This is a genomic window from Proteus sp. HMSC14B05, from assembly GCF_001808035.1.
In the GTDB taxonomy this organism is placed as follows: Bacteria; Pseudomonadota; Gammaproteobacteria; order Enterobacterales; family Enterobacteriaceae; genus Proteus; species Proteus mirabilis.
On the sequence record NZ_KV791997.1, the window covers coordinates 156,708 to 169,523 of the forward strand.

At 38.2% G+C, this 12,816-nt stretch carries 12 protein-coding genes; 6 read left to right on the forward strand and 6 right to left on the reverse strand.

Features of this window, described 5'->3' with window-relative positions:
• Positions 1-2 precede the first annotated feature (2 nt).
• On the forward strand, positions 3-995 hold the full coding sequence (locus tag HMPREF3129_RS13610) for a glycosyltransferase family 2 protein (RefSeq protein WP_081215063.1): 993 nt from the start codon (positions 3-5) through the stop codon (positions 993-995).
• Positions 996-1,022: 27 nt separating this feature from the next.
• On the opposite strand, the gene HMPREF3129_RS13615 is transcribed toward HMPREF3129_RS13610, so the two are convergent.
• Entirely contained in the window at positions 1,023-2,087 is a 1,065-nt protein-coding gene (locus HMPREF3129_RS13615; protein ID WP_070487080.1) for a glycosyltransferase, read from the reverse strand.
• A 557-nt stretch (positions 2,088-2,644) separates the two neighbouring features.
• Here HMPREF3129_RS13615 and HMPREF3129_RS13620 point away from each other — a divergent pair.
• On the forward strand, positions 2,645-2,956 hold the full coding sequence (locus HMPREF3129_RS13620) for a helix-turn-helix domain-containing protein (protein WP_070487089.1): 312 nt from the start codon (positions 2,645-2,647) through the stop codon (positions 2,954-2,956).
• Between the two features lie 144 nt (positions 2,957-3,100).
• Here the strand turns inward: HMPREF3129_RS13620 and fabG are convergent, their stop codons facing one another.
• Positions 3,101-3,856: a 3-oxoacyl-ACP reductase FabG gene (gene fabG / locus HMPREF3129_RS13625; RefSeq protein ID WP_036895948.1), complete on the reverse strand. Its 756-nt coding sequence runs from the start codon at positions 3,854-3,856 to the stop codon at positions 3,101-3,103.
• Between the two features lie 533 nt (positions 3,857-4,389).
• On the opposite strand from fabG, the gene pfkA reads away from it, so the two are divergent.
• Both pfkA and HMPREF3129_RS13635 read left to right on the forward strand, forming a co-directional pair.
• The gene (pfkA, locus tag HMPREF3129_RS13630; RefSeq protein WP_070487082.1) at positions 4,390-5,367 is read left to right on the forward strand and encodes a 6-phosphofructokinase; all 978 of its coding nucleotides are present in this window, start codon (positions 4,390-4,392) and stop codon (positions 5,365-5,367) included.
• Between the two features lie 293 nt (positions 5,368-5,660).
• Positions 5,661-6,665 (forward strand): sulfate ABC transporter substrate-binding protein, encoded by a 1,005-nt coding sequence (locus HMPREF3129_RS13635; RefSeq protein ID WP_004249717.1) that lies wholly within the window; start codon positions 5,661-5,663, stop codon positions 6,663-6,665.
• Positions 6,666-6,760: 95 nt separating this feature from the next.
• On the opposite strand, the gene tpiA is transcribed toward HMPREF3129_RS13635, so the two are convergent.
• Both tpiA and HMPREF3129_RS13645 read right to left on the reverse strand, forming a co-directional pair.
• Positions 6,761-7,531, reverse strand: coding sequence for a triose-phosphate isomerase (tpiA, locus tag HMPREF3129_RS13640; RefSeq protein ID WP_004249716.1), 771 nt, complete (start codon positions 7,529-7,531; stop codon positions 6,761-6,763).
• Positions 7,532-7,637: 106 nt separating this feature from the next.
• Complete coding sequence (locus HMPREF3129_RS13645) at positions 7,638-8,273, reverse strand: DUF1454 family protein (RefSeq protein WP_070487085.1); 636 nt, start codon at positions 8,271-8,273, stop codon at positions 7,638-7,640.
• A gap of 111 nt (positions 8,274-8,384) precedes the next feature.
• On the opposite strand from HMPREF3129_RS13645, the gene HMPREF3129_RS13650 reads away from it, so the two are divergent.
• Complete coding sequence (locus tag HMPREF3129_RS13650; RefSeq protein WP_004249714.1) at positions 8,385-8,813, forward strand: DUF805 domain-containing protein; 429 nt, start codon at positions 8,385-8,387, stop codon at positions 8,811-8,813.
• A gap of 60 nt (positions 8,814-8,873) precedes the next feature.
• On the opposite strand, the gene fpr is transcribed toward HMPREF3129_RS13650, so the two are convergent.
• Positions 8,874-9,620 (reverse strand): ferredoxin--NADP(+) reductase, encoded by a 747-nt coding sequence (gene fpr, locus HMPREF3129_RS13655; RefSeq protein ID WP_036919539.1) that lies wholly within the window; start codon positions 9,618-9,620, stop codon positions 8,874-8,876.
• A gap of 338 nt (positions 9,621-9,958) precedes the next feature.
• Between fpr and emrD the strand changes: the two genes are divergently transcribed.
• A complete protein-coding gene (gene emrD, locus HMPREF3129_RS13660; RefSeq protein ID WP_004246423.1) occupies positions 9,959-11,143 on the forward strand; it encodes a multidrug efflux MFS transporter EmrD in 1,185 nt (394 codons plus the stop codon).
• Positions 11,144-11,252: 109 nt separating this feature from the next.
• Here emrD and glpK read toward each other — a convergent pair whose 3' ends face one another.
• The gene (glpK, locus tag HMPREF3129_RS13665) at positions 11,253-12,785 is read right to left on the reverse strand and encodes a glycerol kinase GlpK (RefSeq protein WP_004246422.1); all 1,533 of its coding nucleotides are present in this window, start codon (positions 12,783-12,785) and stop codon (positions 11,253-11,255) included.
• Positions 12,786-12,816 lie beyond the last annotated feature (31 nt).

A 12,816-nucleotide genomic window follows, 5' to 3' on the forward strand; every position in this document is an offset into this window, starting at 1 on the left:
GTATGATGAATAAAAAAAGTCTACCTGTAGTTTCTGTTATTATTCCAGCCTATAATGCTAAAAAATATTTGGAGCGGGCTGTTAACAGCGTATTGAATCAGAGTTATAAAAATGTAGAAGTTATCATTATTAACGATGGTTCTAGTGATGATACTTTGAGTATTATAAAAAAACTATCCGTTTTGCATAAGGAAATTATATTTTTTTCACATGAAAATCAAGGAATTTCAAAAACAAGAAACAAAGGTATTGAACTGGCGAAAGGAAAATATATTTGTTTTCTAGATAGCGATGATACTTATGAACCTGATTTTTTGATGATGCTGCTTAAAGAAACAGAAGAAAATAATATTGATTTTTCATATTGTTTATTTAATAAGGTATTTGATAATAATGATATTAGACCATCTAAAGAATATATAGATAATAATACAATAATTAATTTTTTAAATTTTGATTATTTTGATATTTGTTGTCTTTTTCTTAAAAAGCAATTTATAGAAAAGCATCAAATTAAATTTGATACTAATATGATAGTTGGCGAAGATGTTTGGTTTATATTACAGAGCCTTTATCTTGGTAAGTATACTTGTGTAAATGAGCATTTGTATAATTATTATCATATACCAACATCTATAATGAATAAGAAATGGAAAGTTAATAATTATTTAGATGAAATAAATGCTTGGGAAGCTATCTTGGAAAACACGAAATTACATTATACCTTAACTCAAAAGGATGAATTATTGAATAAAATAAATATAAAATTGTTGAATTTGAAAATTCAGTTTATGTGGAAGTTATTGTCTTCTGGATATTTTGAATATTTAGATGATTATCTTAATAAATTTAGATATGATGAACACTTATTTAGTAAAATTAAAAAGTCAAGAAAGTATAAATTTAGATTAAAGATTATTGAATCTAAATCTTACTTTCTTTGGAAAATAACTAAATTTTTTATAGCAAAGAAAAAAAATATTATTGAACTTTGATTAAAGTAGTCCTTCTAAGGGACTGCTTTATTTTAATATAGAAATTACATTTTTAATATATATTTCATCATAAAATAAATTGATAGAATTCTTTATTTCTTTGTTTTCAGATAATATATTTTTATTTATCAAAAATTGGAGGATGCTAGCTAATTCATCGATATTATTTTGTTGGTATAATTGGCCATTTATTTTATTCACAATAATATCTTCAGGTCCTGTTTTGCAATTTGAACTTATAGAATATATACCATAAGATAAGGCTTCACACAATACCATTGGGAATCCTTCATAATTTGATGTTAATACTAAACTTGTTACGTTTTTTATGTTGTTTTTAATGTATATCCATGGTGATTTTTGCCATCCATGCCATATAATATTTTCTTCTATTTTTAAAGTGTTAGCTAGTGACTTTAACTTTATAATGTCATTTTCATTACCAGAACCAACTATATGTAACTGATATTTACCAATTGTTTTTGATAATGCATGAAAAAGTTCCTGAATGTTTTTTTGCCCAGCAAATTGGATTCTTCCCATATAAAGAAAATTCACATCTTCGCTTCGTGGGATTATTTCCTCTTTTTTTATTATAGGGTTATATATGGTATATATTTTTTCTTTTTCTATACCCATAGATATTAATTGTCTTTTTATACCAGAACTAATAGCAAGATGTTTATCTGCTAAAAAAAGGTATTGTGACTTATACATATTATGTAAGGAAAAATGGTTCCAAGAGTAAATTGGAATTTTAAAGCATGATAGTTTTCTTGCCCAATGGCAAATATAACAACCAATAGTATCATAAGTAATTATATTATCAGGTTTATATTTTTTTATTATTTTGGATAATTTATATGCGTAATGTAATCGTTTAATTTTATTATTATTTATTTTTGACTCTAACTTTATAAATTTTCTATTACCTAACCATTCATGATTGCAAACATGATTTTTGTTTTCAAAGAATACAAATAGCACTTCGGTCTCTTCATAGTTAAATAAAAGATCATGAAACGTATTAAATACTGTTTCCATTCCTCCAAATCCACCTATATCAAAACCAGTTATAATAATTTTCTTCATTTTACAACCACATAAAAAGAGTAATTAGTAGAATAATAATCTAGCTGGGTGTAAGTAGCAATAACGAAGTTTTTTCCTTGCCATAGACACCATCCCTGTCTTTTGCAGCCCCTCTGGAGAGGGGCTTTTTTTTGCGTTTTTGTTTATCATTCCTTTTAAAACAAAGAGTTAAATTTCATTTTTAAGGGTAATGAAAGTCTAGAAAAGTCTTTAAAGGTGGACGTTTTTGGCTGTCCGTGGACACTTTGTGGACATTTTAAAGACTTATAAATGCTAGATTTCCTCTTTACTTTTTAGTGGGTTAAATTAGTGGCTTCTTTCCCGTTTCTTGTGACTATACTTCGGTAAAGTAATACCACCTACTTTTTATTTCTGTCTAACCTCTATGAAAAAAGAAAGGATAAAAATGTAATAACGTTTTTTTGTCAGTTTTGTTCTTTGTTTTTAGGTACAAATTCTAAATTTTTATTTACGGTAAAAACATTGCTGATGATTTAACAATAACTCAACGTGAACAGCTGAGAGCAATGTTAGAAATGATTAAAAAAGGGGGGATCATGACTAAACGTGATATTTTTTCTGAGCTTCAAGAAGGAATGAATGCGTGGAGTGAATTTAATGAAGGGAAAAAAACACTAAAGACTCACCGTATTAATGTTAAGCCTCTTTCTATGACGCCAGCAGAAGTAAAAGCAGTACGTGAAAAATTGAATTTATTTCAAGCTGTTTTTGCTCAGTATTTACATACGGGGGTTACAACATTACAAAACTGGGAGCAAGGGATAGTAAAACCGAATAAACAAGCGGTTTTACTACTTAAAATGGTTGAAAAAAGACCGGATACGTTGATTGAGCTAGCAGGACTTTGATGTCGGTATGTTTAACGATAACTGAATAATTAACCCCTCTGGAGAGGGGCTTTTTTTGCGTTTTTAATTTTATTATTGATATATTATTTTATCTTCTGGTAGTGAATTATAATCGATTCATTCTTCCTTAATTAATCTAATCAACTACAACAACGCCTCTGGAGATTCAGGTAAAATCTGGCCGCCATCGACAATAATGGTTTGACCGGTAATATATTTTGCTTCATTAGAGGCAAAAAATGCGGCGGCATAGCCGATATCTTCAGGCTCCCCTAAGGTATGGGTTGGGATAGAGGCCTTCATTTGATTAAGATACGTCTCTCCTTGGGCTTGTAAGCCTTCGGTTAAAATATTGCCGGGCATAACGGCATTAATGGTAATACCGTGGCGTGCATATTCTAGTGCAGCACTGCGCATAAAGCCTAACTGACCTGCTTTGCTTGCTCCGTAATGGCTCCAGCCCGGATAGCCAGTAATGGCGCCTGTAATAGAAGAGGTGATGATCACACGACCATATTGTTGTTTTTCCATTACCGCAAGGGCCGCTTTTACTAAGAAAAACATTCCTTTTAAATTGACGGTATGCATTTTATCCCAATCAGCTTCGCTCATCTCTTTAATTGTCGCTTGGGGGAAAATACCGGTATTAGAGCAAAGAATATCGAGTTTGCCATACTGTTTAACAATATCATTGACTACTTGTTCACAGGCTGCTTGAGAGGTGACATCAAGGTGCATAAAATCAACACCAAGTGCTTGTTTGGTTGCATTACCTGCTACATCATCAATATCAGCAATAATAACCTGTGCACCGCTGTTTTTTAATGCGCTAACAATGCCTTTACCAATACCTTTTGCTCCGCCGGAAACTAAAGCAATTTTACCCGTTAAATCAAACATAAAACCTCCTACTGTACTGTTTGTTATACTGTATCAGCCTTATTGTATAAACGGTAAATTAACGCAAAATTTTTGTCATCAGTCACAATTGTGTAGGGTGAGCGCTTTTTCTATTTATGCCGAATAACACAAAAGTATCGATAACAGCGCGCAAAGTGTTAAGCAAACAGTCAATAAGCCCATTACACTTTATATCTTGATAGTAATATATGGCTAACACACTGTTTTTTGAGATAGATAGCAAAAGGCTGTAAAGTATCTGTATAAAAAGTGTTAACTTATCGGTGTAATACAGAGACGATAGACTAGTATAGTATTTATACAGGCTACTCAATTAATTTAATGCGCATCAAGTTTATAAAAAAAAATGTACGTTGATGATGAAGTGATAAAAAATATGCGTACAATGGGGTTGTTGAATCAATTCAGCATTTGAGATATCGGTGGATTACGTTCGTGAAGCCGGTATTAAGATAACAGTTATTCCAACAATATATTGCAATAATGATATCGAATAAGAATCAGAGGTAATCATGGTTAATGGGATCAAAAGAATTGGGGTTTTAACAAGTGGTGGTGATGCACCGGGTATGAATGCCGCGATCCGTGGTGTTGTCCGTGCAGCACTCAGCGAAGGTTTAGAAGTGTACGGTATTTTTGATGGCTATATGGGCTTATATGAAAACCGTATGAAAAAACTCGATCGCTTTAGTGTGTCAGACATGATCAACCGTGGTGGTACCTTTTTAGGCTCAGCGCGTTTCCCTGAATTCCGCGAAGATAATGTGCGTGCCGTTGCTATTGAAAATATGAAGCAAAATGAGCTAGATGCACTGGTGGTTATCGGGGGAGATGGTTCTTATCTGGGGGCGAAAAAATTAACTGAAGCGGGTTTCCCATGTATTGGTTTACCGGGCACCATTGATAATGACGTTGCGGGTACTGATTACACTATTGGTTATTTCACGGCGTTAGAAACGGCGGTAGAAGCGATTGACCGCTTACGTGATACCTCTACATCGCATAAACGTATCTCTATCGTTGAAGTGATGGGACGTTATTGTGGTGATTTAACCTTATCCGCTGCTATTGCGGGTGGTTGTGAGTTCGTGGTGTTGCCTGAATCCGAATTACCTTTTGATCGTGATGAATTATTAGCAGAAATTAAAGCGGGTATTGAGCGTGGTAAACGTCATGCTATCGTGGCAATTACTGAACATGTGTGTGATGTACATGAGCTAGCACGTTTTATTGAAGCAGAAACCAAACATGAAACACGTGCCACTGTATTAGGCCATATTCAACGTGGTGGCTCTCCGGTTGCTTACGATCGTATTTTAGCCTCTCGTATGGGTGCTTACTCGGTACAACTGCTACTAGAAGGTTATGGTGGTCGTTGTGTAGGGATCCAAAATGAAAAACTGGTTCACCATGATATTATTGATGCGGTTATGAATATTAAACGTGTCTTTAAAGCCGATTGGTATGAAACTGCGAAAAAACTGTATTAAGCCATAGTTTTACTCTATTACCAGAGCCTTTCTGAGTTATATCCTTATTCGTGGACTGTTCTGATGCAATATCAGCTTGTATCAGAACAGCTTCCCGAGTGAAAACATTTCATTCTACGCGCTTTTCTTCTCTTATCCGATGGGTAATGACTGTGTGAGTCCCCGTTTTATCAACTATATAGCTGTTACGTATAACAGTCTGTTTTTTATTATTTCATCGTTATAAATCTTTCTGTCAGCCTAGTTAAACAAAACAAATAAACCAACTAGAAATAGGATAGGGGTAGATAACGATGTTAAAACGATGGGGATTATTGACGACGCTAGCGCTGACGGCACTGTTTACACAAAGCATCTGGGCGAAGGATATTCAGTTATTAAATGTTTCTTACGATCCGACTCGAGAGCTTTATCAACAATATAACCACGCATTTAGTCAATATTGGCAACAAAAAACCGGCGATCATGTGACTATTCGTCAATCTCATGGTGGCTCTGGTAAACAGGCAACCGCCGTAATTAATGGTATTGAAGCGGATATTGTCACCCTCGCATTAGCTTATGATATTGATGCCATTGCACAAAGAGGGCGTATAGATAAGCAGTGGATCACCCGCTTACCTGATAACTCAGCACCTTACACCTCAACCATTGTTTTTTTAGTGAGAAAAGGTAATCCCAAACAGATAACCGACTGGGATTCTTTAATTAAACCCGGTGTATCGATTATCACGCCTAATCCTAAAACCTCCGGTGGGGCAAGATGGAATTATCTGGCTGCATGGGGATATGGATTAAAGGCCAATCAGCAAGACAGTGAAAAAGCGAAAGCCTTTGTAAAGTCACTGTATCAACAGGTTGAAGTATTAGACTCAGGCGCGAGAGGCGCGACAAATACTTTTGTTGAGCGTGGTATTGGTGATGTGTTAATTGCATGGGAAAATGAAGCGTTATTGGCGATTAATGAGTTAGGTACAGATAAGTTTGAAATAGTCACCCCTTCCGTCTCTATTTTGGCAGAGCCAACCGTCTCTGTGGTGGATAAAGTGGTTGATAAGCGAGGTACGCGGGAAGTGGCAACCGCTTATTTAGAGTATCTTTATTCACCTCAAGGGCAAGAAATTGCTGCTAAAAACTATTATCGTCCAAGAGATAAAAGCATTGCTGAGAAATATCAAAAACGTTTTCCAACCCTGCAATTATTCACTATTGATGAGCTTTTTGGCGATTGGCAATCAGCACAACAAACTCATTTTGCCACCGGGGGAATATTTGATGAAATCAGCCGACGTGATTAGCGAGTAACGCATAAAAAAATCACCTTCTGTTAAGACACAGTAAGGTGATTTTCGCGATAGTTATTTATCGGTAAGATAACTATTTGCTATCAAAGTTATTTTTTCGCTTTTGCTTCTGCTGCCGCTTTCACGATAACAGCAAAGGCATCCGCTTTCAGTGACGCGCCACCAACTAATGCACCGTCGATATCAGGTTGGCTAAATAGCTCTGCTGCGTTTTTATCGTTGACTGAACCGCCGTATTGAATAATGACTTGCTCAGCGATAGCCGCATCTTGTTTAGCGATATGATCACGAATAAATTTATGTACCGCTTGTGCTTGTGCAGGCGTTGCTGATTTACCTGTACCAATCGCCCAAATAGGTTCATAAGCGATCACTGCATCTTTGAATGCTTGTGCACCATGTGCATTTAAAATCGCGTCGATTTGACGTGCGCACACTTCTTGTGTTTTACCAGCTTCGTTTTCTGCTTCTGTTTCACCGATACATAACACAGGTGTTAAGCCTAACTCTTTTAACACACCAAATTTTTGTGCGATAAATTCATCAGATTCTTTATGGTAAGTGCGACGTTCAGAGTGACCGATGATCACGTATTTAACATCAACGTTTTTCAGCATTTCTGGGGAAGTTTCGCCAGTGAAAGCACCAGATAAGTTAACACCGGTATCTTGGGCACCTAACGCAATACGGCTTCCACCGATTTCATGACGAGCTTGGCATAGATAAACTGTTGGTGGTGCAATAGCAACATCACATCCAGCAACACCGCTGATTTCTTTACGTAATGCAGCGATTAATTCATGAACCATATGAATGCTGCCGTTAAGTTTCCAGTTACCCATGACTAATGGATGGCGCATAACTTTTCCTCCAACCGAGTGGTTTAAATTTAATTTATCGATAAACACAAATTCTGTTGATGCACAACAGTATAGAGAACATTGAATAGAATAGCTTTGTTTTTTATCACGGAATAGCTGAATCGATATTGCTATTGAGTGAAAGCTTAATTGGTTCAATGGCAAAGGTCGTTAGTTGATTATCCTCGTGGGCAATAATATAGCGAATAGCACCGACATTATGGCTAATATAAGCAGGCACATCTTGTTTAACAGCAAATAAATTGAGCACCTCTTGAATTTGCGTTGCATTAATGGAGGGATCAAACTGTGTCACTAATGCAGTGATATAGCGCATTGCAGTATCTTGATGCTCTTTTTCGATTTGTGGCGTATCAAGTGAATGGATCAGGGTGATCTGTAGACTCTTAATTTTTTCACTGCCACGCTCTAATACCGCTGATGAGTATAAATAAGGGGTTATTCGTGTCGCGGCCCTGACTAACGGAATAGTAATATCGTTGTTGGTGATAATTTTATATTCATTGAGAAATAACGACGCATTATTTTGATTGAATTTAGCTCTTATCTCCGGAATGGTGGTTTCAAAAACAGGGGCATCCTGTTTAAGGTAAAGAATATCATCTTTAGTTGGGGGTTGATGAGCAATAGAGGGCGACGCTGCCATAGCAAGGGTTGGCAAAGATAAAGCGATGCTTATTATGATAAGTGCTAACTGAGTAAGCGTGCTTTTTTTTATCATCTGTCCTCCTTGGTCTGTTGTGCGATAGAATATTATAAAATCACTCTGTATTATTTGATGTTAAATGGACAGCTTAATTCACTAAAATAAGTCTATATTGAGAAATTATTAATGACCTTACAACATTGGGCCTTTTCATTCAAAGGGCGAATTGGACGCCGTGACTTTTGGGCGGGTTTTGCACTCTGTTTTGTGCTGTTTTGCGGATTATATACAGTTAATCAGCACTATTCATTGCCTGCTGTGCTGGTGGGGATAATTTCGCTGGCTATTTTATATCCGTTATGTGCCATTTTTACTAAGCGACTTCACGATAGAAATAAACGTGGTGCATGGCTGTTACTATTGTTGCTGGCGGTGATGCTAGGATTGACTGATACCAGTAGTTTAGAGCCCTTTTGGCAGTGGGCGATAGGTCGTTTTCTCCCATCATTTATTATGATGATCATGTTGTTAGATTGTGGGGTGTTTATTGGCACCCAAGGAGAAAACTATTTTGGTGCCACGACTGAAAAGGTCGACTACTCAAGTTTTCGTTAAAGTGTGTAACTGCTAAACAGTCAGGGCTGAATAAAGTGCTATTCAGCCCTGATGTTATCATTACCAATACTGTTCACTGGTGATATGTCCCGGTTTACGGCGTAAATGTTTTCTCATATCACGCTGTGTTTTCAGTAACTGTTGCGTGTCTCTTACCATTTCTGGATTACCACATAGCATAATATGGCTCTCTTCTGGGGAAATGGTTAATCCTACGGTTTTTTCTAATGCACCACTTTCAATTAATGCTGGAATGCGCCCGGTTAGTGAACCTATATGATTTTCACGGCTGACAATAGTTTGGATACGCAGTTTCCCTTGGTAGCGTTCAGCTAACTGCTCCATTAATGGTAGATAGCTTAAATCACGGGCGTAGCGTACTGCATGGACTAAAACAATATTTTCGAAACGGTCGAGATCATCACCAAGTTGTAAAATAGAGAGAAATGGCCCGATCGCCGTACCTGTTGATAACATCCATAAGGTATTCGCGCTAGGCACCTCTTCTAAAACAAAAAAGCCACTGGCTTGTTCTGTCACTAAGAGTTCATCACCAACAGTTAACGCTGCTAAGCGTGGGCTGAGTTTACCTTCAGGTACAGTGACTAGATAGAACTCTAAGTTGGGATCTTGCGGGGAGTTAACATAAGAGTAGGCGCGCTGTATACGTTCACCGTCAATTTCGAGTGCCAGTTTGGCAAATTGACCTGCTGTAAACTTATCGATAGAGGCGTGTACAACCAAACTGATTAATGTATCTGTCCAATGCCTAACTTGAATGACTTTTCCAGTGACCCAATTTGCCATAATCTCTTATCTCCTTTTTAGGAAAGCGCTTATGTCGATAATTTATTCTAAAGAGGAAGGGCGTTTTTATTTATCAAGATGATGTGATGGCGATATTAATCTGTAGTTTCGTTAATCGTTAATACAAAATGTACATTTATATTGACAACGATGGTGTTTTTCACTGACATCGTTGACGAGATAAAAATGGCTGACTACTTCGCAAATTTTGCTAGATTTGTTACCTTAGTCTCATTATTTAGCGCAAGTGCATTTTGCAGAGTTTATTTTATCAAAGCTCTGTAGCACTTTCCTGTCCGTTAATCGGTTAATTTTTAATTTCTGAGCAAAGAAAAGAAATGAGAAAGTTAGAACATGCAAATCTGTTATTACTGATTATTGCACTGGTTGCTGTCGGTCAAATGACACAGACGATTTATGTTCCTGTGATTGCTGATATGGCTGTCTATTTTGGTGAGCCAACAGGTGCTGTACAGCAAGTAATGGGCGCATATCTGTTTTCTTATGGTTTTTCACAATTAATTTATGGCCCTATTTCTGACCGTGTAGGGCGTCGTCCGGTTATTTTAGTGGGGATGAGTATTTTCTGTTTAGCGACGATCGTGGCTATTTTTTCACAGAACTTAACTACCTTAGTGATCGCCAGTACCTTACAAGGAATGGGGACTGGGGTAGCAGGGGTAATGACCCGTACTCAGCCTCGTGATCTCTATACCGGTACTGCGTTACGCTATGCAAATAGCTTATTAAATATGGGGGTGTTAGTCAGCCCACTCTTAGCGCCGATGATCGGTGGGGTGGTGGCGCACTTCTTTGGCTGGCATGCCTGTTATATCTTCCTATTATTATTAGGAGGAAGTGTACTCTTTAGTATGTATCACTGGATGCCAGAAACCCGACCTGTACAGGCTGAAAGACGCAGTATGTTGTCATCTTTTTATTTATTGCTGTCCAACAGTACTTTTAGTGCCTTTTTGATCATGTTGATTTGTGCATTATCAGGTATTGCCGTATTTGAAGCTTCCAGCGGTGTGTTGATGGGAGGCGTGTTGGGTTTAAATAGTATTACTATCAGTATTCTATTTATTTTACCTATTCCCGCGGCCTTCTTTGGTGCGTGGTACGCAGGGCGTGAAGGTAAAACCTTTGTGCAATTGATGTGGCACTCCGTATTTTGCTGTGTAGCGGCAGGTATTTTAATGTGGCTTCCCGGCTGGCTGAATATTATTAATATTTGGACTTTACTGGTGCCCGCTGCCCTGTTTTTCTTTGGCGCTGGGATGCTATTTCCGCTGGCAACGACAGGGGCGATGGAGCCATTCCCTTATTTAGCTGGAGCGGCTGGTGCGTTGGTGGGCGGATTGCAAAATGTTGGCTCAGGGATAGCAACGTGGTTCTCTGCACTATTGCCACAACATAATCAATTTAGCTTAGGAATGATTATGTTTATTATGTCAGTGGCTATTATGTTGTGTTGGATCCCGTTATCACACCGTTTTAGTCATCAGCAGAATACGGTTTAATGACTGCCTTTAAGTTTTCGCCAATAAAAATGCCGATAGTGTAATACCTACTATCGGCATTTGTTTTATGTCGCCTAGGCGAATTCTCTCTCATCGGGGGGATTAGCGATTAACCGCGATCTTCCCATTCTTGTGCACGGGCAACCGCTTTTTTCCAGCCGTTATAACGATAATTACGCTCTGTGGTTTCAATACCTGGGCGGAACTCTTTATCAATCTCAGCTTTATTTTTTACCTCTTCCAGATCAGACCAGAAACCTACCGCAAGGCCTGCAAGGAACGCAGCCCCTAACGCAGTACTTTCACGTACCACAGGACGTTCAACACGGGTACCTAAGATGTCAGATTGGAACTGCATTAAGAAGTTATTGGCAACGGCACCACCATCTACACGTAGTGCTTGTAAGCGTGCTCCGGAGTCTGCTTGCATCGCATCAAGGACATCGCGGGTTTGATAAGCGATAGATTCTAAAGTAGCTCGAATAATATGATTACGGTTAGCGCCACGGGTTAAACCGAAGATAGCGCCACGGGCATACGGATCCCAATAAGGTGCGCCTAAGCCAGTAAATGCAGGTACGACATAAACACCGTTGGTGTCATTAACTTTAGTGGCAAAGTATTCTGAGTCAGTTGCTTCATCAATTAATTTTAGCTCATCACGTAGCCACTGAATGGAAGCACCACCGACGAAGACTGCACCTTCTAAGGCATAGTTTACTTCACCACGTGGGCCACAGCAGATAGTGGTTAATAGACCGTGGTTAGAGCGCACGGCTTCTTTACCCGTATTCATCAGCAAGAAGCAGCCTGTTCCGTAGGTGTTTTTTGCCATACCGCTTTGTACACAGAGCTGACCATAGAGTGCCGCTTGTTGGTCACCAGCCATACCGGCGATAGGAATACGTGTACCACCTTTACCACCAATGTTGGTTTGACCATAAACTTCAGAAGAAGGCACCACTTTAGGTAGCATATTGCGGGGAATATTCAGCAGATCGAGGATTTTTTGATCCCAATCTAAAGAGTGAATATTAAACAACATAGTACGTGAAGCGTTGGTATAATCTGTTACGTGAACACGACCTTGTGTCATTTTCCAGACTAACCAAGTATCAACGGTACCAAAGAGTAACTCTCCTTTTTCTGCTCGTTCACGAGCGCCTTCAACATTATCGAGGATCCATTTTAATTTGGTGCCTGAAAAATAGGGGTCAACCATAAGCCCAGTATTTTGACGAATGTACTCTTCAACCCCTTCTTGATCTTTTAAGCGAGTACAAAAGTCTGCAGTACGGCGACATTGCCACACAATAGCATTATAGATAGGTTTACCGGTCTCTTTTTCCCAGACGATAGTCGTTTCACGTTGGTTGGTAATACCGATACCGGCAACATGATCAGAAGGGATGTCTTCTTTGGCCAATACTTCAATTAGCGTTGCGCTTTGAGTTGCCCAGATTTCCATTGGATCGTGCTCAACCCAGCCGGGCTTAGGATAAATTTGGGTAAATTCGCGTTGTGAGATGCTAACAATGTTGGCGTCATGATCGATTACGACAGCGCGTGAACTGGTTGTTCCCTGATCCAGAGCAACGATATATTTTTTTTCACTATTCGATTTGTTTGTTTCTGTTGTCATGTTAGTAACCTGTTTTCATAATCAACGATAT

Excerpts from the sequence above, each read along its gene's own strand:
- glpK (WP_004246422.1), bottom strand. The coding sequence starts at position 12,785 with ATGACAACAGAAACAAACAAATCGAATAGTGAAAAAAAATATATCGTT.
- HMPREF3129_RS13620 (WP_070487089.1), top strand. The coding sequence starts at position 2,645 with ATGACTAAACGTGATATTTTTTCTGAGCTTCAAGAAGGAATGAATGCG.
- emrD (WP_004246423.1), top strand. The coding sequence starts at position 9,959 with ATGAGAAAGTTAGAACATGCAAATCTGTTATTACTGATTATTGCACTG.
- HMPREF3129_RS13610 (WP_081215063.1), top strand. The coding sequence starts at position 3 with ATGATGAATAAAAAAAGTCTACCTGTAGTTTCTGTTATTATTCCAGCC.
- fabG (WP_036895948.1), bottom strand. The coding sequence starts at position 3,856 with ATGTTTGATTTAACGGGTAAAATTGCTTTAGTTTCCGGCGGAGCAAAA.
- HMPREF3129_RS13645 (WP_070487085.1), bottom strand. The coding sequence starts at position 8,273 with ATGATAAAAAAAAGCACGCTTACTCAGTTAGCACTTATCATAATAAGC.
- pfkA (WP_070487082.1), top strand. The coding sequence starts at position 4,390 with ATGGTTAATGGGATCAAAAGAATTGGGGTTTTAACAAGTGGTGGTGAT.
- HMPREF3129_RS13650 (WP_004249714.1), top strand. The coding sequence starts at position 8,385 with ATGACCTTACAACATTGGGCCTTTTCATTCAAAGGGCGAATTGGACGC.
- fpr (WP_036919539.1), bottom strand. The coding sequence starts at position 9,620 with ATGGCAAATTGGGTCACTGGAAAAGTCATTCAAGTTAGGCATTGGACA.
- HMPREF3129_RS13615 (WP_070487080.1), bottom strand. The coding sequence starts at position 2,087 with ATGAAGAAAATTATTATAACTGGTTTTGATATAGGTGGATTTGGAGGA.
- tpiA (WP_004249716.1), bottom strand. The coding sequence starts at position 7,531 with ATGCGCCATCCATTAGTCATGGGTAACTGGAAACTTAACGGCAGCATT.
- HMPREF3129_RS13635 (WP_004249717.1), top strand. The coding sequence starts at position 5,661 with ATGTTAAAACGATGGGGATTATTGACGACGCTAGCGCTGACGGCACTG.